The following is a 24,501-nucleotide window of genomic DNA, read 5'->3' on the forward strand; positions in this document are numbered from 1 at the left end:
GCCGGCCCCGATCAGGACGACGATCTGTAGGGCTTCGGCAGCAGGCCGACGCTGGCGACGATCCGGCCGATCGGCATCAGGAAGGGGTGGCTCGCGAGCAAAGGCGAGCCGGTCGCCACGAGCACGCGCAGCCCGCGCAGCACGCCGAGCAGCAGGCTGGCCGCGTTCTTCAGCAGCGCGAACGGGAGCGGCTGATGCAGGCGATCGATCATGTAGTTGATGCTGCCGGTTCTCACGGACCGTTTCGCGAGAAACGACGCCGTGGTGCGCTCCGGCGCGACGAATTCATGCGCGATCGCCTCCGCGCACCACCAGGTCTTGAAGCCTGCCAGCCGGCAGCGCGTGAAGAACTCCATGTCGCCTCCGCCGAGGAAGTTGAAGCGGACATCGAAAGGCGGCCTCGGCAGTTTTTCAAAGACCCGTCGGCGGATCAGGCAGTTTCCCGAGCCGTGCAGCTGGTCGACCTGCCGCGTCTCGCCGTCGATCGAGACGAAGAGAGGATGCTGCATCACCGTGGCGCCCGGCCGGGTCTCGAACTGGCGCAGGACCGGCCCGCCGACGAGATCGGCATCCCTGGCGCGAGACAGGTTGACCATCGCCTGCAGCCAGCCGTCCAGCGCGATCTCGTCGTCGTCGATCATGAGGATGTGCTGGGCGGCGGGATAGGTGTCGAGCGCCGTCCCGAAAGCGCGATTGATCGCGTGGCAGTTGCCCTGCTCGTGCTCGACCACCACCGCGTGCGGCACAGCCGTCGCCGACAGGATCTCGTTTGCCAGGGCCGCGCCGAGAGGATTTCTTCCGTCATTGTCGACAACGACGATGGCGAAGCCGAAATCGGCTTTCTGCCCGATCACCGACTGCAGCGTACGACGCAGCCATTCGGGACGACGGAATGTCGGGATGCAGATGACGGCTTCGACAGACATGAGGCGCTGCTGCTGATCGGTCATGCGGGGCCGTTCACGCCGCCCTGCCCTTGCGGGTCAGCATGCGGCCTGAGTTCGGATCGGGCCCTTTGGATAGTCCGCCGCCGTCAATTTTCCGTATGCGAGCAGCCGCAGGCCGAACACCGCGATCAGCATGGTGAACCAAATCGGACCGCGATTGTCGAAGAACGGGTTCTCGAGGCAGGACAGAAACAGCATGAATAGCCAGCAGCGGACGAACAGGCGGGTCAGCTCGGGATCCTGCCCGCGACGGAACGCGAGGCCCGCATGGCGGCAGGGCAGCAGGACAAGCCAGATGATCATCAGCAGGAGCATCGGAAACCCGCCGTTGATCACCTGGTCGAGATAGCCGTTATGCGCGTTGGCCGCCGTGACGGCCCAGCTCGTATCTCCCCCCTCGCCATAGACGAGCCCATCCATCTGCCAGAAGGACTGGAAGCCATAGCCAAGCCAGGGCCGCTCCGCGACGGCGGCCAGCGCCAGCTGCCAGATCGACGCCCTGTCCGTGAAAGTCGGATCGATGCCGAACGAGATGAGCAGGTCCTGCATGTCGCGCGATACCGCGGCGGACATCAGGACGTAGTTCATCAAGGCCAGGCAGGCGACCAGGAACACGACCCGCAAGGGCCCGATCCGCTCGAAGAACCAGCTTGCGATGAGGATGGCCGGCAGCATCGCGGCGGCCGTCTTTCCTCCCGAGTTCAACAGAAACACCGTGGCACAGCCCACGATCAGCGCGCCCCACCAGAACGAGCGCGTCTTCATGAAGAAGATGCCGACGAAAACCGAGAATACCATCGCGGCCGCCGCAACGTTCTTGTGGCCGAAATGGCCGCGCCAGGCGCCCGCAAGCTGCTGCTCCAGCGCGTCGGAGCCCTGATGGATCGCGAGCCGGGGGACGGCGAGGACACCAAGCAGGGACAGCAGTACGGCGGTCAGCACGCAGGCGCCGATCAGCTTCCCGAACTGCTCGCTGTCGCGCGGCAGCAACAGGGCGCTGCTGCCACACAGGCAAACCAGCATCGCATAGATGATCCTGCGCAGGGCGATGGCCGGAGCATCGGAGAAGGCGGCCGTGAACAGCATCCAGCAGAAGATCACGGCGAGAAACCCATAGGACCGCAGGATGAGCCTGCGGGACGGGTGGTTGGCGAGCGCCAGAACGACAAGCGTCGCCAGACCAATCACGATGATCTGGTTCACGACGTTGGAGGACGTGCCGTAGGCGGTCAGCAGTTCGGAGGCATTGGGATTGGGAAAGGGCGCAAGGCCGATCCAGAAGAAGCAGAACAGGATGACGAACAGCGCCGACGAGAACCTGCCTGTTTCGGTACTCTGGACGGAACTCATTTCCGACACGGTGCAGCCCTTCGTCATCCGCCTTGGCATGCCGGTTTCCGGCAAGGTCGATCGCTCCGTCGGGCTCACCGCATCATCACGGCGATCTCTGCCTGCGCTGCTGCGTGGTCCAGCCTGGCAGAGCCATTTCCTGATCATCTGAAGGCCATCGCGTTAAGTATGCCATAACGCAGGTCAGCAACCGGCCGGAACTTCCTCGTTTCATATGGTATTTTGTCGACTGCGTGGTCTCGGGCGGGATCAGTCGCCGTCAAGGAGGTCACGGTTGCACAGGAGGCAGTTCGTCCTCGGCGCGATGGGTGCGGGCCTGAGCGCAGGTTCGACCTCGGCGCTCGCACAAGCGGCCGCAAAGGAATGCTCACGGGCTGCGATACCCTATGGCGCCGCGATCAGGGTGGACCTGCTGCGCGACGACCAGGAATACCGGCGCGCGGTCCTCGGCAACTGCCAGCTGGTGGTCGGCGAAGGCGGGCTGAAATGGATCGACCTTCGGCCCGAGCCCGGCAAATTCCACTTCGATCATCCCGACCGACTCCTTGCCTTCGCGGATGCCAATGGCATGCGGATGCGCGGGCATACCCTCGCCTGGTACGCCGCGATGCCTAAATGGACCGAGGCGATCTCGACGAAAGCGGAAGCGGAACGCGTGCTGTACGAGCATATCGACACCGTCGTCGGCCGCTACAAGGGCCGGATCCCGAGTTGGGATGTGGTCAACGAGGCCATCAGCGACAATCCCGCCGTCGAGGCGCCGATGCGCAAGTCGATCTGGCAGGACCTGATCGGGACGCAGCATGTCGAACTGGCGCTGCGCCGGACGGCGGCCGTCGATCCGAACGCGCAGCTGGTCCTCAACGATTTCGGCTTCGAGAACCCGACGGAACAATGTCGGGCGAAGCGTGCGGCTTTCCTGCGGCTTGTGCGGGATCTGAAGGATCGCGACGCGCCGCTCCACGCCATCGGCCTGCAGGGGCACCTGCCTGGCGAGAAGGACATCGACAAGGACGGAATCTCCAGCTTCGTCGCCGAACTGCACGGCATGGGCCTGTCGATCCTTGTCACGGAACTCGACGTGATCGATGACAAGCTGCCGAGGGACCGCGCGATCCGCGACGACATCGTGGCTTCGCGTGTGAGGGCTTTCCTGCAGGCGGTCGGCGACGTCTGCCGGCCCGAGGCGGTGCTGACCTGGGGGATCAGCGACCGCTTCACCTGGGTGCCGATCTGGTTTCGACGCAAGGATGGAGAACCCAACAGGCCGCTTCCGCTCGACGCCAATTACCGGCCAAAACCCATGATGCGGGTGATCCGCGAGTTCACGCGCGCAAAGCTCTGACGTGGCGGACGTAATTCCGCGGCGGGCACCTGGACACCGGGAGACCCCGGCTATCTGACCTTGAGATACATGTCCCAGCAGGGCGAGAGCTCGATGCGACGCCGATCGGCGAGCGAGGCCGCGTAGTGCTTCGCGAGAGCGATCCGCGCCGGCGTCAGCGGGCATTTTGGCGCGAGGATCGCATCGGTCTCCGCGAGCGAGGCGAGCGTGCTCTCGGTCGCCTCCGGCAGACTGCGGCCCGGTGTGATTCCGATCGGGACAAAACGCGGCGCATCGCGGTCGAGCAGCGCATTGAAGGGATCGACGAAATCGAGTGTGAAGATGCCATTCAGCCTGCGTTGCTCGCGCACCTCCCAGTCGCGCAAGGCGAGCAGCCCCTGCCTGACCTCGAGCAGCCAGGTCGCCTGGTAGTCGATCTCCGCGGCAAGGATCGCCGACGGCTCCAGGCCCTGATCACTCAGCGCTCGGAAGGCCTGTGCGTGCGCAGGATAGAAGTCCACCATGGCTGCGGCGCGCTCCGCCAGTCCGCGCTTGACGCTGACGCGCGCCAGCGGTCCCAGCTCCGGCGCCGGCAAGGCAACGACATCGCCGGCCATCCCGGCGAGGGCGCGTGCCCCGCGCTCGATGCAGAGCATCAGGCTGGGCAGAGCAACGGCGAGTGTCACAGCCACGACGACCGGCTTGAGTTGATCGCTGCGCAGACGCCATTGCTGCAGCACGAGCAGCAGAACCGGCCAGAGCGCGATGAATTCGAGCGAGCCGGTGTTCTGCGTCTCGAACAGCGTCAGAGCGAAGAGCGTCACTGCCAACCAACCGGCCGATCCGGCCAGTATGCGCCGGATTCGTTCAGCCGGAGATCCCTCGCCTTCCCGCAGCCCGGTCCAGAGCAGCAGGGCGACGAGAGCGGAAGCCGGCAGAACCACGCCGAACTTGGCGGACGCCACTGTCAGCAGCCGCGGCAGCAGGGTGTCCTCGTTCAGGCTGAGCAGCGTGAGAACATCTTCGAGATAGGCCCGCACCAGGCCGGTCGGCCAGTCGATGACCAGGAGCGCGAGGATGCATGCGGCCGCCGCCGCACATGCGTCGGCGAGCCGAAGCCGGCCAACCAGGCAAGCGTAGCCAACAATCACGGCGCCGACGACTGCGCCGGTTATCTTGAGGAGGAAGAGTGCCAGCATGAAGGCCGCGACGAGCAGGGTACGCGTCTTCGAGGGCTCGACGAACAGCAGCGTCGCAACCAGCCAATACAGCAGCAGCGCCGTTTGGCGGTTGTAGTTCCCGAACCCGTCAAGGCCGGGCGCAGGGTAGAAGATCGACAGATTGACCGGCAGGGCTGCAAAGATCAGGAACGGAACGAGAAGCGCGAGACCGTGGCGGCTTGCGTCGCGCTGATACAAGATGATGAGCGCCAGCGGCAGGACGAGCGGCAGAACGGCCCAGTTCACCACCAGCATCGGTTGCGCATCCGGAAAGGCATGCTGCAGCAGCGCGCCCAGATAGTAGCTCAGTGGCCCGACGGGGGCGAAGAAGTCGATGGCCGGAGCCTGGCCTAGCCCGATGCGATGGAATGCATCCAGATAGACGGCGACATCCCAATAGAACGCGCCGAGCGGCAGTCGAAGCGGAAGCGACAAGGCGACCAGCGCGGCGACAGCGAATCCGGTGACGAGGAGCAGCGGCAAGTGCCGCGCGGCCGAGCTGGTGACCGCCTGCACTTGGAGGGACGGCGCCTGCGTCTCAGCCGCTTCGCCGGCAAGCGGATCCGAAGACGGCAACCGAAGCGCCCCCTGCACGCGACCGATCCCGCTATGGGCTTCCGAGCTATCGGTCATCGCTAACCTCGACGTGGCCGCGTGCCCGGAACCGGGCGCGCAGCTGAGGCCTGCCCCACCGCCAGAAGCAGCGATATTGTGTTCGATCGTGCCACGAATTCCGCCTATCTCGCCGTCATGACGGCGCAGTGGACCGGCTCGGCCTTGCGATCGTTTACGGGTGCATCGTTTCGATTTCGTTGAACCGAATGATGAATCCGCCTTCTTGCGACGCCTCTGCGGGGTGCAGCATGTCGCCTTCTTGGCCAAGACTGTCCGAAAGCGGACCCGGTCGCTGTCAGAGGTCCGGCACCTCGCCGATCTTCTGCACGGCAACGTTCACCGTCATGCCGAGATAGTCCCCGGCATCTCCGAACCACGAACCGGCCAGCGGAATTGCCTGGCCGGGATGTCGGGCCACCGCGACCGGAATGAGATCAAAGCCGGCACTGATCTGGTTCGTTGGATCGTAATCCAGCCATCCGGCACCGGGCAGGAAGACCTGCAGCCAGGCATGGGTAGCGCCCGCTCCGCAGGTGCCGACGGCGCCACCATCGACGGTGCCGTCATACAGATAGCCGGAGACGAAACGAGATGCGAAGCCGAGCCGCCGCAGGGCCTCGACCATCAACCAGGCATAGTCCCGACATGTGCCCGATCGCGAGCGCAGCGTTTCGCCCGGCGTCTGGGTCCCCTCCTCTTCCCTCGCCTGGTAGCGGAAGCTGTCCCGAAAGATGTTCAGCATGCGCCGCAGGGCATCGACCGCCCGGTCCTGGTCGCCAGCAACGAAGCTCTTTGCCCATGCGGCCAGGCTCCCGTCGGGATCCTCCGCATGGGGACGCAAATAGCCAGCCAAGTCGGTCCACTCGTCGGGGGTGTACTGGACGGGGATTTCCTCGGCTCGCGGGTCCAGAGGGAATGCCTCGACCCCGCTAATCCCGAAATAGACGCCGCTCACCTCGAAGGTGAAAGTGAGCTCGCTGCCGGGCTCACTGAATTCCATGACGGTAACGGAATTGGATCGGGAATCACTGATCCAGTGCATCTTCGAGGGAATGTTCGTCCTTGCCGACCAGCTGAGGAGACGGGCGCATGCGCCTCTCCTTGGCAGGAACATGGCTCGATGCGTTCCGAAGCTTACCGGCTTGGCATATCGATAGGTCGTGACGTGGCTGATGGTGCCGAGTATTGCCATGGGAGCCCCCTTGCATCGCAGGATGGTCGCTTCCCCAACACGTTTTGTCGTGGGCGCTATACGATGGCGAGCGTCATCCTGTTCCGGGCCGGTCAGGCTGCGGCGGTTGGCAGCTGACAGCGGATCATTGCCGATCGGGACCGGGCATTCCAGTGCGATGTGACAGGCGTGCGGCGTCCGGCCAGGACCTATTGGGACCAGTCCGCTGAAACCTCCTCGGGCAGTCGGGTCCGCTGCCCCCCATCTTCCACCGCCTCCTCGGCGATCCAGTAGGCCACGAGCTTGTGGCGCCCGTCGCCAAATACGGAGGTTTCGCTGGCGAAGCGGCGAAGCGCCCGCACCGACCTCTGTTCGCCGGCGCCCCAGAGATAGCCGCCCCCCTCCAATAGCGGAACCTGACCGATCAGGTCCGAGAGCAGGCTCGGCGCAACGCCATTGCCGGTCCCCGTCAGCCAGGTAACACGGGCCCTCGGATGCTCCGGCAGCGGCTGGCGATGGGCCTCATCCGCAACTTCGATGAAGACCCGGCTGGCGACATGGCAAGGCGTCTGCTCGATGATCCGGGCCACCGCCGGCAGGCCGGTCGCATCGGCGAGCAGGATCTGCCAGCGCAGATCCTCGGGCGGCTTGTAAAGGCCGCGCGGATTGTTGATCAGGATCCGGTCGCCGAGGCTGGCGTTCTGCGCCCAGTCGCTGGCAAGCCCTCCCTCGTGAACCACGAAATCGACGACCAGCTCGCAGCGCTCGGCGTCGAACTGGCGCACGGTATAGGTCGCGTAACGCACGGGCGGCCCGCTGTCCGGGAAGGTCCAGCGCCCGTCGGCATCGATGGTCGGCAGCGCCAGCTCGCCGGTCTCGGGATCGGGAAAGAACAGGCGGATGTATTCATCGGCGATCCCGGTCGAGCGAAAGGCGGCGAGCCCGTCCCCCGAAAAGGTGAGCCGGACCATGCCCGACGTCAGCAGATGGCGGCCGGTCACCGTCGCTTCGTGGAACATCGGCTTCGTCATCTTCGGCAGCCCCGCATTCCACTGGCCAGATCTCGACGGGGCGCAGCTTGTCCGCGTTTTCGCGGCGGCAAGCAAGCTGTTTATCTTTGATTTGTTTGGACTATTTCTAAATCATGCTTGTTGAAGGCCAGGTTTTCCGCTGCTAAGCACAAACGTCTTCGCGTTGCGGGAGCCCCCTTTCATGTCCACGAGTGTCGACGACATCGAAAGCCTCTACGCTTCCGAGCATCGTCGGCTCCAGCGCATCGCCGCACGCAAGGTCGGGCCGGCCCAGGCGGCCGACGTCGTGCAGGACGTCTTCACCGCGTTGTGGTCGCGAGCCCGCGAGCAGATCGCCTGGACGCCGGCCTATCTCGCGCGAGCGACGCAATTCACTGCTATCAGCCATTTCCGCGCGGAGCACCGGCGCAGACGTTTCCTGGCCGGCATCACGGAAGAGCAGTATGCCGCTCCTGTAATCCAGCCGGACCAGATCGTCACGGCGCGTGAGGAACTCGCGCGTCTCGATGCCGCGCTGACGGCCCTGCCCGAGCGCACACGCCAGGTCTTCCTGCTGAACCGCTGCCATCACTGCTCCTATGACGAGATCGCAGCGGCGCTGGGCCTGTCCTATTCGACGGTCGAGCGCGAGATCGCCAAGGCGCTGCTCGCCTGCAGGAGTGGCGTGCGCTGAGCGCTCTGGACGAGGACGGGCGGCCTGAGATGTCCAGCGAGGACACCCACCAACCAGACGAGGCGCTGCTGGAACGGCAGTCGATCGCCTGGTTCACCCGCATGAACGGCCGGCCGTCCGACGCCGACAGGCAGGACTTCGCCCGCTGGCTCGCGGCCTCCCCTGCGCATGCGCGCAGCTACCAGAGCGTCCAGACGCTCTGGTCGGATCTTGGCCCGGCGGCCGGAACGCTCGACCTGCGGGAAGCCGGAGACCTGGCGGGCCCGATCGAGCGCATCCGTGAACTCCGGCGGAAGCGCCGCCTGGCTGGCGGTGCAGCCGGCGTCGTCCTGGGCGTCGCGGCAGTGGTCGCCGGCGCCTGGCTCTGGCTCGAGCAGCCTCATCTGATCGAGAACTGGCAGGCTGACCTCGCGACTGCGCGCGGCGAGCAGAGGCAGGTCGCACTCGCCGACGGCTCGACCCTGATCCTCGATGCCGACAGCGCGGTGAACATCGATTTCTCCTCGTCGCAGCGGCGCGTCACGCTCCTGCGCGGAGCGGCCTTCTTCGCCGTCGAGCCCGCGCAGACGCCCTTCGTCGTCACCGCACGCAACGGCGCCGCACGCGTTCTGGGCACGGCCTTCGAGGTCGCCTCGCGCGAAGGCGACGAGGTGACGGTGACGCTCGAGCGCGGCAGCCTGCAGGTCGGCTTGCTCGACCGCTCGAACGAGGTCGTCCTGAAGCCGGGCGAGAGTGTCGAATACGGCAAGGCGGGGCTCGGGACGGCGCATGCGGTCGATCCCGACGAGACTGCCGCCTGGCGTGGCGGCCGCTTCATCTTCACCAATGTGCGGCTGGCAGACGTGCTGCAACGCATCGGCCGCTACCGCGAAGGCCGCATCGTCCTGATCGATTCAGACCTCGGCGACCGGCGCGTCAGCGGCAATGTCGCGCTGCGCGACACCGATGCGGCACTGGCAGCGGTCCAGTCCTCGGTCGGCTTCCGCCTGACCCGGCTCGGCCGTATCACCGTGGTCTCGCCCTGAGCCCGCCGCGCTCCTCAATGTTTTTTCTGCCGGATGTGAGGGTGCGCCGGGTCGACAGACGACATGTGGGTTGAGAGGCACGCGTCGCGATCGTCGCGGCGCTCTCGGCAGTGTCGGCTGGGGACGAGTGGAATGACGGATATGGCTAGGAGCAGGATCGCGGCGCTGCTGGCGACCACGGTTTGCATCGGGGCGTTCGAGGCGATCAGCCTCGTGCCTGCGGCGGTCGCGCAGGAACGGGCCCAGGCAACCTACCGCTTCGAGATTCCCGCCAAGCCGGTCCGGTCCGCGATGAACGACGTCGCCCGCATCGCCGGTATCGACGTGGTCTTCGCCGAGACGCCAGCCGCATCCCGACGTGGCCAGGCCGTGCGCGGCTCGATGACGGTCGCCCAGGCGCTCGGCACGCTGCTCTCCGGCACCGGCCTGTCCTATCGATTCAGCAACGCCACGACCGTCGAGATCTACGACCCCAGCGCGACGGCAACGCGCGGAGGCGCGGCTCCGGAAGGCTCGATCCAGCTCGACGCCATCAACGTGCAGGGTGCGGGCAGCCTCGCGCCGCCCTATGCCGGCGGCCTGATCGCCACCGGTGGATCGCTTGGCGTGCTCGGCCAGCGTTCCGTCATGGACACGCCCTTCTCGGTGACGAACTACACGGCGAAACTGATCGAGGATCAGCGGGCGCAGTCGGTCGCCGACGTCGTGAGGAACGACTCCTCGATCCGCAATGTCGAGCCGACCAATGTCGGCAACGCGAACTACTTCGTCATTCGCGGCATCCAGGTCGGCAATGCGGCGATCGCCTTCGGCGGCCTGTTCGGCATCGCGCCGAATGCGCAATCGACACTCGCCGGAATCGAGCGCGTCGAGATCTTGAAGGGCCCCGGCGCCTTCCTCGGGGGCCTCTCGCCGAGCGGCGTCGGCGGCGTGATCAATCTCGTGCCCAAGCGCGCCGGCGACGAGCCCCTGACCCGTTTCACCGCGACCTGGCTCAGCAACACCCAGTTCGGCGGCCATCTCGATGTCGGCCGGCGCTTCGGCTCGGAGAACCAGATCGGCGTCCGCGCCAATCTGCTGTTCCGCGACGGCGGCACGCCGATCGACCAGCAGTCGCAGACGCTGGCGAACGGCACGCTCGGCCTCGACTATCGCGGCGACAATCTGCGGATCTCGCTCGACGGCGGCTATCAGGTCCTGAACACCGACCGGATGAACAACACGGTGACGCCGCTCGCCGGCGAGCCCATTCCGCGGCCGATCAAGCCCGACACGTCCTATGTCTCGCCCTGGAACTACAGCAAGTTCGCCGACAGCTACGGCATGCTGCAGGCCGAGTACGACATCACCAAGGATGTCATGCTCTATGCCAAGGGCGGCGTCAGCCACATGGACTGGGACCAGCAGGTCGAGGCCGGCAGCAGCCTGCGCCGCAACGGCGATTTCATCAGCACCGGCTCGCGCTATCTCATCGATATCAATCGCTATTCAGCTGAAACCGGGGTTCGCGGACGCTTCAGCACCGGGCCCATCGATCATGAGGTCGTTGCCTCGGCCAATACTTTCTACCAAGCGCGCGCCTCGGCTCCGCCGACGACCCTCTCGGTCACATCATCCAACATCTACAATCCGACATTCTCGCCCAATCCGGTTGTCGCCCCCGCGAGCCGCTACCGACAGAACGACAACACCTTCACCAGCTACTCGATCTCCGACACGCTCTCGGCCTTCGACAAGCGGGTCCAGTTGACGCTCGGCGTTCGCAAGCAGTTCGTCGACATCAACAACTACACCCTGCTGACGGGCGCCGTGGCCTCGCGCAACAAGAGCGACGCCGTGACCCCGATCTTCGGCCTCGTCGTCAAGCCGTGGCAGAACGTCTCGCTCTATGCGAGCTATATCGAGGGCCTCACGGCCGGCACCGTGGTCGGCAACACCTTCGTCAATGCTGGGCAGGTCCTGCCTCCCTTCGTCACCAAGCAGTACGAAGCCGGCGTGAAGGTCGACTGGGGCAAGCTGATGACCCAGGCGAGCTTCTTCCATTCGACCCAAGCCTCGGGCATCGCCAACACCGCGACCAATACCTTCACCGACGATGGCGAGACCCGCTACCAGGGCATCGAGCTGAGCGTCGCCGGCGAGGTGGTCGAAGGCGTCAGGGCGCTCGGCGGCATCACCTTCCTCGACACCGAGCAGACCCGCACGGCCAACGGCACCTTCGACGGCAAGCAGGCACCGGGTGCACCGCACGTCCAGGCCAATCTCGGCATGGAGTGGGATCCAAGCTTCGTGCCCAAGCTCACCTTGTTCGGCCGCGTGATCTACACCGGCTCCAACTATGCGGACGCCGCCAACCTGCAGAAGCTGAAGGCCTGGACCACCGTCGACATCGGGGCCCGCTACAAGATCGAGCGCCCTGGCGCCAAGCCGATCACGCTGCAGGCCAATGTGACGAACCTGTTCAACAAGGGCTATTGGACGACCTATCCCGGCTTCAACCTGCTCTATCCGAGCGAGGCGCGCATGGTCTCGGTCTCCTCGACCTTCGAGTTCTGAGCCTTGCCGCATCGGCTGACACGGCGCTGCTTCACCCTGTCGGGTGGAGCAGCTTTGCTCGCTCCCGGTGGGCCCGCCTTGGCGAGCCTCGATCGAAACGTCGAGACGTCGCTCGGTCGGATCTCGATCCCCGCCGCGCCGCGGCGCGTGATCGCGATCGATTCCCGGATCAGCCTCGAAATGGGACTCGCGCTCGAGCTGCCATTGATCGGCTACAGCCATAGCCGCGCGCGCGCCTGGGTGCCGGTACCCAGCGATGTGCCATTCCTCGCGGCACCGCCCGATCTCGAACAGATCCTGATGCTCGCGCCGGACCTGATCCTCTGTCCGGACACCGGGCCCCGCTCCGACTGGTGGCCGCTGGCGCGGCTGCAAGCGGTTGCCCCTGTCCTGCCCAGCAACCACCTTCTCTCGTGGCAGGCCAATCTGCGGCGCCTCGCCGAATGGATCGCCAAGGGCGAAATCGCCGAGGCGATCATCGCCGAGCACGCCGCGCGCGTCGCAGCGATCCGCGCGAGCCATGCGCAGGCAATCGCGCGAAGCCTCGTCGCCGCCGTTCAGTTCGACAGGATCAAGCGGCGCATTCTGGTGCGCAGCGCCGGGACCGGCAATGGCCTCGTCATGCCGGCCCAGGTTCTCGCCGATCTCGGCGGGCGCGAGCTCGGGGCAGATGTGCTGGGACCTTATGGCGAGGTCGCGCTCGAGGCTTTCGGCGACGTGCTTGGCCGTGTCGACGGCGTCCTGTTGATCGATTTCGGCGATGGCGCGCCGCAGGCCCTGGCGCGCGAACCGTTGTGGCAGCGGCTGCCGTTCGTGCAGGCCGGTCGCATCCAGACCATCGCCGGGAACTGCACCTTCGGCGCCAGCTACACCGCTCGCTATCTGCTTGCCGGCTGGGAGGCGCTGTATCAGCGCCTGGTAGGATGAGGCGCCGCCCTGCCCTGTTCGTCGTATCGGCGACCGCGGTCAGCCTTGCGACGCTCGCCGGGATGATGGCCGGCGCGAGATGGCTGCCACCCGACGCCGTGATCGCGGGGCTGTTCGGCAGCAGCGGCGACGAGGCCTCCCTGATCATGCGAGAGCTGCGGCTGCCCCGGATCGTCTTGGGCGGACTGGTAGGCGCGGCCCTCGGCCTGTCCGGCGCGATCATTCAATCCGCGACCCGCAACCCATTCGGCGATCCCGGCCTGCTCGGCATCAATGCCGGCGCCAGCCTGGCCGTCGTCCTGGGTGCCGGCCTGCTCGGATGGAGCGGCATGCCTGCGCTGCTGGCGCTCGCTGCCGGCGGCGCGGCCATGGCGGCATGTGCGGTCGCCTTCGTCGCGGGCACGGCGAGAGGCGCGGTCGCACCCGTCCAGATCGCACTCTCGGGCGTCGCCGTCGGCGCACTCTGCTATGGCCTGACGCAAGCGATCGCATTGGCCGACCCCGAACGCTTCGATCTGGTGCGCAACTGGCGGGTCGGGGCGTTGTCGGGCGACGCGCACCTGATCCTGCCCGCAGTGCTGCCGGTCATCCTGAGCGGCTTCGGGCTGGCGGCGCTGATCGCACCGCGGCTGGACCTCCTGGCGCTCGGCGAGGATCGTGCCGCATCGCTCGGCATTTCGGTCGGCCGGACGCAGGCGCTTTGCTTTCTCGCCGTGGTCCTGCTCGCCGGCGCAGCGACCGCGGCCGCCGGGCCGATCGCCTTCGTGGGCCTCGCCGCGCCTCACATCGCAAGGCGGCTTGTCGGCGCCAATGAGGCACGTCTCCTGCCGCAGGCGGCCTTGCTCGGCGCGGCACTGACGATCGCCGCCGACGCGCTCGGACGAGTCGCGGTGCTTCCGGGCGAGCTGCCGGTCGGTGTCGTCACTGCGCTGCTCGGTGCGCCGGTGCTGGTCCTCGTCGCCCGTGGTCACCGCCGGCTGGAACGGCCATGAACCGCGTCGTCATAAGCCGGCAGCCTGTCTTCGCACCGCCCGCGTTGCGGCTGTTCGCAGAACGACTGTCCATGCGGATCGACGCCCGGACGTCGGCCGTCTGCCTCGGCCTTGGGCTGCTCGGCCTGGTCCTGGCTCTGGCCGCACTGCGTCTCGGGACCATGCCGGTCTCGTTCGCCCAGGTGCTGCATACACTCTCCGGCGAGGGCCAACCGGCCGAGCGCCTCGTCCTGCTGGAGTGGCGGCTGCCGCGTGTCCTCGGCGCTGCCCTGGCCGGAGCCGGTCTCGGGCTCGCCGGTGCCCTGTTCCAGACGCTGCTGCGGAACCCGCTCGGCAGTCCCGACATCCTCGGCTTCGATGCCGGCGCCTTCCTCGGGCTGGCCCTGGCGATGCTCGCTGGCGGCAGCACGGTCGCACTCACCTCGGCAACGCTGAGCGGCGGCCTTGTCGCCGGGACGCTCATCCTGCTTCTGTCGGGCGGGCTCCATGCCGATCGGTTGCGCCTGATCCTAACCGGCATCGCGATCGGCGCTCTGTTCTCCGCCCTGTCCGAGTGGCTGGTCTTCACAGCGCCGCTCGATACCGCTCTGACCCTGGCCAACTGGAAGCAGGGTTCCCTGGCAGGTATCGACTGGGTCCGGCTCGGGACAGCGACCACACTTTTCAGCCTTCTCCTGCCGCTCGGCCTCGGCTGCGGTCGGATGATGCGGGCGCTCGAGCTTGGCGACGACAAGGCGCTGTCGCTCGGCCAGCCGGCCGGGAACGCCCGCCTCCGGCTCGCGCTCACCGGGCTCGGGCTGACCGCCACGGCAACGCTGCTCGCCGGGCCCATCGGTTTCGTCGCGCTGATCTCGCCGCAGGTCGCGCGCCGCATGGCCGGCACGGCTGGCCTGCCGCTGCTCACCTCGATGCTGGTCGGCGTCGTCTTCCTGCTCGGCGCGGACCTTGCCGCTCGCACGCTGTTCGCTCCCCGCTCCCTGCCGGTGGGTGCCGTCACGGCCTGCCTCGGCGGCTTCTACTTCGCCGTGCTGCTGCGTTCGCGCTTCGTCAGGCCAGGTGCGCCTCGATGAAGCGCCTCGATCATCCGCTGATGGCGCGCGGTCTGAAGGCGCGCCATGACCGCCGCGAGATCCTGCACGGGCTGGACGTGGCCTTTCCGGCTGGCGGCCTGACCGTGATCGTCGGCCCCAATGCCTGCGGAAAGTCGACACTCTTGCGCTCGCTCGCCCGCCTGCATCCGACCTCGGACGGCGCCGTCCTGCTCGATGGCAGCGAGATCGCCGGATTGCGGCAGCGCGACCTCGCCCGCCGGCTCGCGGTTCTGCCACAAGGCGCCGAGGCTCCCGACGGCATCACCGTGGCAGACCTCGTCAGCCGCGGCCGCCATCCGCATCAGGGGCTGTTCCGGCGCTGGTCGTCGGCAGACGAGGCCGCGGTCGCGGACGCCATGGCGGCGACGGGCGTTGCCGCCCTCGCCTCCCGCCTCCTGCATGAACTCTCCGGCGGCCAGCGCCAGAAGGTCTGGATCGCGATGGCCCTGGCCCAGGCGACTGACATCCTGCTGCTCGACGAGCCCACGACATTCCTCGACATCGCGCACCAGATCGAGATCCTCGAACTCTGTCGGTCGCTCAGCCTGGCGGGGAAGACACTGGTTGCCGTGCTCCATGACCTGAACCAGGCCTGCCGCTATGCGACGAATCTCGTCGCGATGAAGGAGGGGGCTATCGCAGCACAGGGGGCACCGGCCGAGATCGTCACGGCCGAACTCGTCCAGCATGTCTTCGGGATCGCCTGCATCGTCATCGCTGATCCCATTACGGGAACTCCGATGATCGTTCCGGGCCGGAGCCAGGGCGGCGTGCCGGCGCGCTAGCGGGACCGAATGTCGAAGATCGCCACGTCAAACACTTGGCTTTGTTGCGGACAGGCCGACCGACGCAGCGATCACATCCGCCCAACGTGCGTAGCCGAATGCATTCAGGTGGACGCCGTCGGCCTCGTAGCACCGGCCCATCGGCCGGCCATTCTTCCCGAGCAGGCAGCTGCAGACGTCGACATAGCCGCCAGGTCCACCGTCCGCATGGCTTTCCTTGAGCATGGCATTGAAGGCGTTGAATTCACCGGCATAGAGCCAGCGTCCGGGGCTGTGCTTGATCGAGAGACGGTCAATCGGGACGGAGCCGAACTTCTCGCGTAGCCGTCGCGTCAACTGCTCCATCGCGGCGAAGGCGGAGGATGCGTCGAGCCCGTCATTGGCAATGTCGTTCTCGCCGAAATAGAGCACGATCCGCCCGGGTTCGACGAGGTCGAGCAGGCTGTCGCAATAGCGCAGGCCGCTTTCCGCCGTCCCTCCGCCGAAGCCGAGGTTCGCGACCTCGAGCGAGCCGAAATCCTCGGCCATGCGGTGCCAGTAGCGGAATGACGACGAGCCGAAGAAGACGATCGGCTTGCCGGTGAAGCGCCTGCGCTTGATCTGCTGCCGCACCGCCAGCACGTCGTCGTCGTAGCGCGTCGTGGTCCATTCCACTGACGAAATCGGGCCGCTGGCAGCAGGAATCGAAGGGTACCGGTTCACGCAACGACTCTCATCAGCAAGGGGTGCAACGGGGAATGCGAGCGGGCGTCCGAGCCCGGGCAGGCGTCGTGGCGCATCAGGCCCTCCGTCCGGAAAGCCGTGGGTCGATGCGTTCGCGCAAGGCGTCGCCGAGCACGTTGATCGCGATCACCAGCAGCGACAGGAAAAGGCCGGGAAAGGCGATGACCCATGGAGCAACGCGAAAGAATTGCCGGCCACCGGCCATCACATTGCCCCAGCTCGGCAGGTCCGGCGAGATCCCGACGCCGATGAAGCTGAGAATGGCTTCGGCGAGGATCGCCGAGGCGCAGACGAAGGTCGCCTGGACGACCAGAGCCTCCGTCGCATTCGGCAGGATATGCCGGAGCAGGACGCGTGGCGTGCTCGATCCGATCGAGATCGCCGCGTCGACATAGGGCATCTCGCGCAGGCTGAGCACGACGCTGCGCATCAGCCGCGCCGTGCGCGGGATCTCGGGCACGCTGATCGCGATCATGACGGTCAGGAGCCCGCCACCGAGGAGCGAGGCCAGGGCGATCGCCAGCAGGACGCCGGGAATCGCCATGAGCCCGTCCATGATTCGCATCAGCAGCGTGTCGGCCACTCGGACATAGCCCGCCACAAGCCCAATGAGGCCGCCGGCGACCAGGGTGAGGATCGAGACGCCGAGCCCCACCACCAGTGAGGTCCGGGCGCCAGACAAGGTTCTGGTGAAGATGTCCCGGCCGAGATTATCCGTTCCGAACCAGTGAGCCGCGCCCGGCGGTTGCAGCGCGGCGCCCATGTTGAGGTCGTTGCTGTATCCAAGGACCGCGGGAGCCAGCAGCGCGCAGGCGGCCACGACTGCGACGACGGCAACGCTCAGGCCGATCGCGACCTGCGATGCCTTCAGGGACAGGCCGACGCGTGCCGGTAGGGACGGCGCGCTCATGCCCGCATGCCCTGCCGAATGCGCGGGTCGAACACCGCATAGCTGAGGTCGACGAGCACGTTCACGACGACCAGGGCGAAGGCAAAGACCAGCATCACGCCCTGCACGACCGGGTAGTCGCGCGACAGGATGGCATCGACGGTCAGCCTCCCGATCCCGGGAAGGTTGAAGACGGATTCGGTCACGACGACCCCGCCGAGCAATGCTGCGAAGGATGTGCCGACGACGGTCACCACAGGCACGCCGATGTTCTTCAGCGCATGCGTCGCGATCACACGGCCCTCGGGCAGGCCCTTGGCCCTTGCGGTGCGGATGTAATCCTCGGACAGGACGTTGAGCAGCGTCGCCCGCGTGATGCGCGCGACCAGCGCGGCAAAGAGCAGCGTGAGCGCGACGGTGGGCAGCGTCAGGCTGCGCAGGGTGTTCCAGACGCCGCTCGCCAGCGGGCGATAGCCCTGCACCGGAAGCCAGCCGAGCTCGATCGCGAAAACCTGCATCAGGGCATAGCCAATCACGAAGACGGGGATCGAGAAGCCGGCAACAGAGAGCGCCATCACGACATAATCGGTCGCCAGGCCAAGGCGCCTGGCGGCGAAGACGCCCGCGGGTATGGCGACGAGCACCGACAGCAGCGTCGTGGTGAGGGCCAGCATCAGCGTCGGCTCGGCACGCTGGAGGATCATCATCGCGACTGGGCGGCCCGAGTAGACGGAAACGCCCAGGTCGAACTGGGCCAACTGGCGCAAATAGATCAGGAACTGGACGACCAGCGGCTGGTCGAGATGCAGCCGCTGGCGGATCTGCGCAATCTGCTCGGGGCTGGCGTTGTCGCCCGCCATGGCCGCCGCAGGATCGCCCGGACCGATGTGCAGGAGCATGAAGACCACGACCAGGACCGTCAGCATGACGGGCAGGGTCGCCAGGAGCCGCGAGAACAGGTAGCGCGCCATGAGAGACCTTGCAGGCGTGGACCGGAGCTCACGCCCCGGCCCGTCAAGTCGGAATGAAAGTCGGCTCAATCCGACTTGCGCACGTTCCAGTAGGTCAATGTCGGTCCCGGAACGAAGCCCGACACGGTCTTGCGCCAGGCCGAGAGGTCGTTGAACTGGCCGAGCGGGATATAGGTCACGATCTCGTTCGACCGCGCCTGCATCTCCACCGCGACCGATTTGCGCGTGGCGTCGTCCGAGGCTTCGAGGAATTTCTGCCAGAGCGCCTGCAGCGGCTTGTCGCAGGGCCAGCCGATAAAGGCCTTCTCGCAGGCTCCGGTGACATAGGGGTTGGTCAGCGGGTCCATCAGCGCATCACCCGCGAAGCCGGTGATGAAGACGTTCCAGCCGCCCTGCTTCGGAGGCCCCTTGTTGGTTCGGCGGGTGAACATCGTCGCCGTGTCCATCTGCACGTCCTCGACGACAAAGCCGGCCTTGCGCATCGAGCTCACCATCACCGTGCCGATGTCGCGCTGCGTCTTGGCATCCATCGGGTGGAGATAGACGATCGGCGTCCCGTCGTAGCCGGCCTCCTTCAGCAGCGCCTTCGCCTTCTCGAAGTCCTGCTTCATGAAGCGCTCGCTGCCGACATCGGTCTCGTAGGGGCTGCCGCACATGAACAGAGCCGGGCAGAGTTGGTAGAGATCCTTGCGGTTGCCGAAGATGGCCTGCATCGAATCCGACTGGCTGATCGCGTATTGCAGCGCCTGCCTGATCTTGACGTTGTCCATCGGCGGCTGGGTGTGGTTGATCACCACCTGAAAGTTCTTGCCGAGGACGGGTGCCTTCGCGATCTGGACCGACTTGTCCTTTTCCAGAACCGGCAGCATCTCGGAAGGCAATTCGGCAACATAGTCGATCTCGCCGGCCAGGAGCGCATTGACCGCGCTGAGATCGTCGCTGAACTGGATGCGCTCGATGCGATCGACCCCGGCCGTCTTGGCTCCAGCAAGGCCGCTCGGCGCTTCGCTCCGAGGCTTGTAACCAGCGTGCTTGGCGACGACGAACTTCACGCCCGGGACCCATTCGTCCGGCAGCAGCTTGAAGGGGCCCGAGCCGACGAACTCCTTGAGCTCGGTCGTCGCGGGCGTCTTGGCCAGCCGCTCCGGCATGATGAACAGCGGATAGGCGGTCATGCGGGCGAAGCCGTCGAGAATGCGCGGGAACGGCTCCTTCAGCCGGACCTCGAAGGACGTCGCATCGACCGCCTTCATCGCGTCCAGGCGCTTCTCGATCTCGGCGCCCAGGCTATCCTTCTTCATCCAGCGCTCGATGGAGGCGATGCAGTCCGCGCTGGTGACGGGCTTGCCGTCATGGAACGTCAGGCCGTCGCGCAGCTTGAATGTGTAGGTCTTGCCGTCGTCGGAGAGCTTGTGGCTCTCGACCATCTGCGGTTGGACGCGATAATCGCCGTCGAGCGAAAACAGCGTGTCATAGATCAGATAGGCCATGTCCCTGACCGGGTAGGCCGAGGTGAAGAGCGCATCGAGCTGCTTGATGTCGCCGGTATTCTTGATCTTCAGGACGGATTCCGCCCGCGCCGGGCCGAGCGAACCCGCAAGGCAGAGCGAACCGGCCAACCCAGCCGCCATGACGTTTCTCAGCATCGATGTCTCCCGGCATTTCCCCGTGCCGCCCGTTGCTCGTCGGGCATGTTCTTGGGGCCGAAACTAGCGAAGCTTGGCCCTTGCACCTAGTGCCGTAGTTATGTTTCAGATATAGCAATCTGTTATGTCAGGCCGTTGGAACGACAGTGAAACTCCGGCAGCTCAAGAATTTCCTGATGATCGCGGAGACCGGCAACCTGATGAAGGCGGCCCTGCATCTCGGCGTCGCGCAGCCGGCCCTGAGCCGGGATCTGCGGCTGCTGGAAGACGAGCTCTCGACCCGCCTCTTCCACCGCAATGGGCGGGGCGTCTCGCTGACGCGTGAAGGGGCGGCATTCCAGGCAGCGATCGCCCCGCACATTGCCGGGCTCGACATGGCGAAGCAGGCGCTGGTCGGTCGGCGCGCCGGGAATGCCGTTTCGATCCGCCTGGGCTGGACCGGCACGATCAGCATCCCGCTGGCGACGCCGATCATCTCGGCCTTCACCCAGCGCTTTCCCGAGATCGAATTGCATGCCCGCGGCGGATCGAGCCTCCAGATCGCGGAATGGGTGGCGCGCGACGAGATCGACATCGGCATCTTCAACTCCGAGCGCCCCGCCTCCGGCGCACTCGTCGAGACGCTGGCGCAGGCGCCGCTGTTCCACGTCGCCCGGGCCGAAGGGCCGGTGCCGCCGACCATCACATTCGCGGAGGCGGCTGCCGGGCCGCTCTTTGTCCACAGCCGGCAGAATGCGCTCGGACGCATCGTCGAAGCCTGCGCCCGCGACCACGACGTTCCGCTGAAGATCTATGCCGAGGTCGACGATTTCCTGGCGGTGCGGCCGATGATCGAGCGCGGGCGCGCTGCGGCGATCGTGCCGCTGAGCCTCCTGACCGGCGGGGACCCAACCAAGCTCGCCATCCGGCGCGTGACGGACCCGGGGCTCACCCTGTACTTCCAGCTTGCCGCCTCGAAGATCAAACGCAACAACGCGACCGTTCTGAGCCTGGCCGACACGATCAGGTCCGAGGTCCGGCGCGCGATCGAGGCTGGCGAGCTCGACGGCGAACTCCCGATATGACGGGCCGCATCAGACCGAATCTGCTCGGCCGTGACCTCACCGCGCAGCGCCAGCTACAGCGCGCTCGCCCTCTCTCTCATAGGCGCCCATACGATCGAAGGGGTGGCGTTGAGCGGGCCGCTGCGAGAGATGTGAATCGGCTCAGTTGCCATCCCGGCAAGCGGGATCGAGGCGCCGCGATACTGCCCGCCATGCACCCGCCGAGACCGGGGCGCTGCAACTCGATCAGGCCTGGATATGAAGAGAAAGATAGCGCCACTAAGGAGTGGCTGGGGGACTAGGATTCGAACCTAGACAACCAGAGTCAGAGTCTGGGGTCCTACCGTTAGACGATCCCCCAACGGTGCGCCGCGCTGGAAGCTGCGTTCGCGTTGGTGAGCGGCGGTCTAATCAAAGCTCGGCCGAATGGCAAGCCCCTGATTGCACGCGTCCATGCAATCGCTGCGCATAAGCCGCTGAAGCGGTGGCGCCCCTTGTCCGAGCGCCCTGCCCCCCGGACAGGCCGACGCCCCGAGCAAGCCATGCCAGGGGCCTAGTACACGGAATCAGGCGCCACATCAGGCGCCACTCAGCGTCCGGCGCAGGCTGTCGTGCCAGCCGGCGATCTTGCGGGTTCGTTCGCTCGCCGCCATTGCCGGGGTGAAGCGCCGCTCCAGCCGCCAGAGATCGGCGAAGCGGTCGGGCCCGGGCAGGAGCCCGGCGTCGAGGCCGGCGAGATAGGCGGCGCCCAACGCCGTCGTCTCGCGCAGACTCGGACGGTCCACGGGCAGATCGAGGAGGTCGGCGAGGCGCTGCATCGTCCAGTCGGATGCGACCATGCCGCCGTCGACGCGCAACACCGAGCGCGCGCCCTGCCCGCCTGAGCCGCTACCCGCCCGGCTGCCCCCCGACTCGGCCTGTGACCAGTCGGCATGCATCGCCTCGATCAGGTCGAGCGTCTGGTAGCAGACGCTTTCCAGCGCCGCCTTGGCGAGTTCGCGCGGGCCGCTGCCTCGCGTCAGGCCGAAGATCGCGCCGCGTGCCTCGGCATCCCAATGCGGGGCACCGAGGCCGACGAAGGCCGGCACCAGATAGACGTCCTGCGCTGGATCTGCGGACTGGGCCAGTGGCCCGGTCTCGCTGGCGTCGCTGATGATGCCGAGCCCATCGCGCAGCCATTGCACCGCAGCGCCCGCGACGAAGATCGAGCCCTCCAGCGCATAGGTGCGCTTGCCGTCGAGCTGGTAGGCGATGGTCGAAAGCAGTCGGTGCTTGGAAGCGACCGGCGTGTCGCCGGTGTTGAGCAGCGCAAAGCAGCCCGTGCCGTAGGTCGACTTCACCATGCCCGGCGAGAAGCAGGCCTGGCCGATCGTCGCGGCCTGCTGGTCGCCTGCGATGCCGCGCACCGGGATCGCCGCACCAAGCAGCTCCGGCACCGTCTCGCCGAAGAACGCCGCGCAATCCTTGACCTCCGGCAGCAGCGTGGCCGGGATGTCGAAGAGCGCCAGCAGTTCCTCGTCCCAGGCACCGCGATTGATGTCGAAGATCATGCTGCGCGAGGCGTTGGTCGCATCGGTCGCATGCACCGCTCCGCCGGTCAGTCGCCAGAGCAGGAACGAATCGACCGTCCCGAAGGCGAGCTCACCCGCCTCTGCACGCCGCCTGGCTCCGGGAACATTGTCGAGCAGCCAGGCGATCTTGGTCGCCGAGAAATAAGGATCGATGCGCAGGCCAGTACGGGATGCGACCAGCGGCTCGTGGCCGGCCGCAACCAGTTTGGCGCAACGGGCGGCGGTGCGCCGGTCCTGCCAGACGATGGCGCGGTGGATGGCACGGCCGGTCACACGGTCCCAGACCAGCGTCGTCTCGCGCTGGTTGGTGATCCCGATGGCAGCGATGGCGCCCGCATCGAGACGTGCCTTGGCGATCGCCTCGCGGCAGGTCGCCAGAACGCTGTCCCAGATGTCTTCGGGCTCGTGCTCGACCCAGCCGGAGGCCGGGAAATGCTGCGCGAATTCACGCTGGGCGCTGGCGAGGAGATTGAGCCCGGCATCGAAGACCAGCGCGCGCGAGGAGGTCGTACCCTGGTCGATCGCGAGGATATGGCGTGCGGCGGCCATGGCGGCGGTCCCTTCCCTGAAGCTGCGGCCATGCGTCGAGGCCATCTTGCCGAAGACTGGCCGAAGCCTGCGGCGGAGGGCAAGGGCTCCCAAAGGCTCCACCGCTGATCGTTGCCGGCAGAAGGTTCCGCTTGGCACCGCAGTCCCGCTGTTGTTACGCTCGTGCCGAACGGGCAGCCGGGCTTTTCGCCCGGCTCGGCAGCCGCGCCTCCCGGGGCGCGTGCGGCAGGCCAAAGGAACGAGCAGGGTGGCGGTCGAGGACCGGCAGGAGCGGGATGCCGCGGCAGTGGCGCTACCGCAGTTTCACGGCGCCGAGGCCTATGCGGGCGGCGGAACGCGGGCGGCTGCGCCTGGGTTGGCCGATGCGGGCCTGACGGCTCCCGCAGGCGAGGCTGCGCGAAGCTATGTTCCGCGCCCTCCGGCTGCGACTTATGCCGCGCTCGATCTCGGCACCAACAACTGCCGCCTGCTCATCGCGCGGCCGGCGCAGCACGGCTTTCGCGTCGTCGACGCCTTCTCGCGCATCGTCCGGCTCGGCGAGGGCCTGGCGGCAAGCAGCCGGCTCTGCGACGCCGCCATGGATCGCGCCGTCGATGCGCTGAAGGTCTGCCGCAGCAAGATGGCGCAGCGCAATGTCACAAGGGCGCGGCTGGTGACGACGGAGGCCTGCCGCGCCGCCGTCAACGGCTCGGATTTCGTGCGCCGGGTCGCGGACGAGGCGGAACTCGAGCTCGAGATCATCGACCAGCGCACCGAGGCGACGCTCGCCGTCTCCGGCTGCGCCGCCCTCGCCGACCCAGCGGCGGAGGGCGTGATCGTCTTCGACATCGGCGGCGGCTCGACCGAGATCGTCTGGATGGGCGGCCGCAACGAGGCTCGCGATCCCGCCGCCCGCATCCGGGAATGGGCGTCGCTGCCAATCGGCGTGGTCACGGTGGCCGAGCGTTATGGCGGCGTCGATGTCAGCAGGGCGCTGTTCGAGACGATGGTCGAGGATTGCGGACGGGAACTGGCGTCCTTCGCGAAGAAGGCCGCGGCTGCGCGCGGCGCCAAGGCCTTCCACCTGTTGGGTACCTCGGGCACTGTCACGACGGTCGCCGGCATCCATCTCGGCCTGCCCCGCTACGACCGCCGCGAGGTCGATGGCCTGTGGATGCGGCAGGAGGACATTCTCGCCGTCATCGACCGGCTGGTCGAGATGGACTATGCAGCGCGTGCGGCCAATGCCTGTATCGGCCGCGAGCGGGCCGATCTCGTGCTGGCTGGCTGCGCCATATTCGAGGCGATCCGCCGCGCCTTTCCGAGCGAGCGGGTCCGCATCGCCGATCGCGGCCTGCGCGAGGGCATCCTGCTCAGGATGATGCATGAGGACCGCGCCTGGTGGCGCCGGAGATGACATGAC

At 66.8% G+C, this 24,501-nt stretch carries 20 protein-coding genes and 1 tRNA gene; 10 read left to right on the forward strand and 11 right to left on the reverse strand.

What is annotated here, in order from left to right:
- Positions 1 to 11: 11 nt before the first annotated feature.
- Positions 12 to 926, reverse strand: a complete 915-nt coding sequence (locus VGN82_RS13295) for a glycosyltransferase family 2 protein (protein WP_327527498.1) — start codon at positions 924 to 926, stop codon at positions 12 to 14.
- A 57-nt stretch (positions 927 to 983) separates the two neighbouring features.
- Positions 984 to 2,336 carry an O-antigen ligase family protein gene (locus tag VGN82_RS13300; RefSeq protein WP_327527499.1) on the reverse strand — a complete coding sequence of 451 codons (1,353 nt, stop codon included), beginning with the start codon at positions 2,334 to 2,336 and terminating at the stop codon, positions 984 to 986.
- A 235-nt stretch (positions 2,337 to 2,571) separates the two neighbouring features.
- Here VGN82_RS13300 and VGN82_RS13305 point away from each other — a divergent pair, with 235 nt between their 5' ends.
- Positions 2,572 to 3,642 carry an endo-1,4-beta-xylanase gene (locus VGN82_RS13305; RefSeq protein WP_327527500.1) on the forward strand — a complete coding sequence of 357 codons (1,071 nt, stop codon included), beginning with the start codon at positions 2,572 to 2,574 and terminating at the stop codon, positions 3,640 to 3,642.
- Positions 3,643 to 3,692: 50 nt separating this feature from the next.
- Here VGN82_RS13305 and VGN82_RS13310 read toward each other — a convergent pair whose 3' ends face one another.
- From VGN82_RS13310 to VGN82_RS13320, 3 genes are all read right to left on the reverse strand, one after another.
- A complete protein-coding gene (locus tag VGN82_RS13310; protein WP_327527501.1) occupies positions 3,693 to 5,474 on the reverse strand; it encodes a hypothetical protein in 1,782 nt (593 codons plus the stop codon).
- Positions 5,475 to 5,751: 277 nt separating this feature from the next.
- Positions 5,752 to 6,648 (reverse strand): transglutaminase family protein, encoded by an 897-nt coding sequence (locus VGN82_RS13315; protein ID WP_327527502.1) that lies wholly within the window; start codon positions 6,646 to 6,648, stop codon positions 5,752 to 5,754.
- Between the two features lie 188 nt (positions 6,649 to 6,836).
- The gene (locus VGN82_RS13320; RefSeq protein WP_327527503.1) at positions 6,837 to 7,658 is read right to left on the reverse strand and encodes a siderophore-interacting protein; all 822 of its coding nucleotides are present in this window, start codon (positions 7,656 to 7,658) and stop codon (positions 6,837 to 6,839) included.
- A 181-nt stretch (positions 7,659 to 7,839) separates the two neighbouring features.
- Between VGN82_RS13320 and VGN82_RS13325 the strand changes: the two genes are divergently transcribed.
- The 7 genes from VGN82_RS13325 to VGN82_RS13355 all read left to right on the forward strand — a co-directional run bounded on the left by VGN82_RS13325 (position 7,840) and on the right by VGN82_RS13355 (position 15,707).
- Positions 7,840 to 8,331, forward strand: a complete 492-nt coding sequence (locus VGN82_RS13325; RefSeq protein ID WP_327527504.1) for an RNA polymerase sigma factor — start codon at positions 7,840 to 7,842, stop codon at positions 8,329 to 8,331.
- A 29-nt stretch (positions 8,332 to 8,360) separates the two neighbouring features.
- Entirely contained in the window at positions 8,361 to 9,356 is a 996-nt protein-coding gene (locus tag VGN82_RS13330; protein WP_327527505.1) for a FecR family protein, read from the forward strand.
- Positions 9,357 to 9,497: 141 nt separating this feature from the next.
- The gene (locus tag VGN82_RS13335) at positions 9,498 to 11,912 is read left to right on the forward strand and encodes a TonB-dependent receptor (protein WP_327527506.1); all 2,415 of its coding nucleotides are present in this window, start codon (positions 9,498 to 9,500) and stop codon (positions 11,910 to 11,912) included.
- A gap of 78 nt (positions 11,913 to 11,990) precedes the next feature.
- The gene (locus tag VGN82_RS13340) at positions 11,991 to 12,839 is read left to right on the forward strand and encodes an ABC transporter substrate-binding protein (RefSeq protein WP_327527507.1); all 849 of its coding nucleotides are present in this window, start codon (positions 11,991 to 11,993) and stop codon (positions 12,837 to 12,839) included.
- Complete coding sequence (locus VGN82_RS13345; RefSeq protein WP_327527508.1) at positions 12,836 to 13,831, forward strand: FecCD family ABC transporter permease; 996 nt, start codon at positions 12,836 to 12,838, stop codon at positions 13,829 to 13,831. The genes VGN82_RS13340 and VGN82_RS13345 overlap by 4 nt, the downstream gene beginning before the upstream one ends.
- Positions 13,828 to 14,901, forward strand: coding sequence for a FecCD family ABC transporter permease (locus VGN82_RS13350; RefSeq protein WP_327527509.1), 1,074 nt, complete (start codon positions 13,828 to 13,830; stop codon positions 14,899 to 14,901). The genes VGN82_RS13345 and VGN82_RS13350 overlap by 4 nt, the downstream gene beginning before the upstream one ends.
- Entirely contained in the window at positions 14,898 to 15,707 is an 810-nt protein-coding gene (locus tag VGN82_RS13355; RefSeq protein WP_327527510.1) for an ABC transporter ATP-binding protein, read from the forward strand. The genes VGN82_RS13350 and VGN82_RS13355 overlap by 4 nt, the downstream gene beginning before the upstream one ends.
- A gap of 27 nt (positions 15,708 to 15,734) precedes the next feature.
- Here VGN82_RS13355 and VGN82_RS13360 read toward each other — a convergent pair whose 3' ends face one another.
- The 4 genes from VGN82_RS13360 to VGN82_RS13375 all read right to left on the reverse strand — a co-directional run bounded on the left by VGN82_RS13360 (position 15,735) and on the right by VGN82_RS13375 (position 19,936).
- The gene (locus VGN82_RS13360; RefSeq protein WP_327527511.1) at positions 15,735 to 16,409 is read right to left on the reverse strand and encodes a GDSL-type esterase/lipase family protein; all 675 of its coding nucleotides are present in this window, start codon (positions 16,407 to 16,409) and stop codon (positions 15,735 to 15,737) included.
- A 76-nt stretch (positions 16,410 to 16,485) separates the two neighbouring features.
- The gene (locus VGN82_RS13365) at positions 16,486 to 17,340 is read right to left on the reverse strand and encodes an ABC transporter permease (protein WP_327527512.1); all 855 of its coding nucleotides are present in this window, start codon (positions 17,338 to 17,340) and stop codon (positions 16,486 to 16,488) included.
- Positions 17,337 to 18,290 (reverse strand): ABC transporter permease, encoded by a 954-nt coding sequence (locus VGN82_RS13370; RefSeq protein ID WP_327527513.1) that lies wholly within the window; start codon positions 18,288 to 18,290, stop codon positions 17,337 to 17,339. Before VGN82_RS13370 ends, VGN82_RS13365 begins: the two co-directional genes overlap by 4 nt.
- Before the next feature lie 65 nt (positions 18,291 to 18,355).
- Complete coding sequence (locus tag VGN82_RS13375) at positions 18,356 to 19,936, reverse strand: ABC transporter substrate-binding protein (RefSeq protein ID WP_327527514.1); 1,581 nt, start codon at positions 19,934 to 19,936, stop codon at positions 18,356 to 18,358.
- Between the two features lie 146 nt (positions 19,937 to 20,082).
- Between VGN82_RS13375 and VGN82_RS13380 the strand changes: the two genes are divergently transcribed.
- On the forward strand, positions 20,083 to 21,000 hold the full coding sequence (locus VGN82_RS13380; protein ID WP_327527515.1) for a LysR family transcriptional regulator: 918 nt from the start codon (positions 20,083 to 20,085) through the stop codon (positions 20,998 to 21,000).
- A gap of 266 nt (positions 21,001 to 21,266) precedes the next feature.
- Here VGN82_RS13380 and VGN82_RS13385 read toward each other — a convergent pair.
- Positions 21,267 to 21,340, reverse strand: a tRNA-Gln gene (locus tag VGN82_RS13385).
- A gap of 217 nt (positions 21,341 to 21,557) precedes the next feature.
- Complete coding sequence (glpK, locus tag VGN82_RS13390; protein WP_327527516.1) at positions 21,558 to 23,099, reverse strand: glycerol kinase GlpK; 1,542 nt, start codon at positions 23,097 to 23,099, stop codon at positions 21,558 to 21,560.
- Between the two features lie 370 nt (positions 23,100 to 23,469).
- Here glpK and VGN82_RS13395 point away from each other — a divergent pair, with 370 nt between their 5' ends.
- Positions 23,470 to 24,495, forward strand: a complete 1,026-nt coding sequence (locus VGN82_RS13395; protein WP_327527911.1) for a Ppx/GppA phosphatase family protein — start codon at positions 23,470 to 23,472, stop codon at positions 24,493 to 24,495.
- Positions 24,496 to 24,501 lie beyond the last annotated feature (6 nt).

Source organism: Allobosea sp. (genome assembly GCF_035999205.1).
Lineage (GTDB): Bacteria > Pseudomonadota > Alphaproteobacteria > Rhizobiales > Beijerinckiaceae > Allobosea.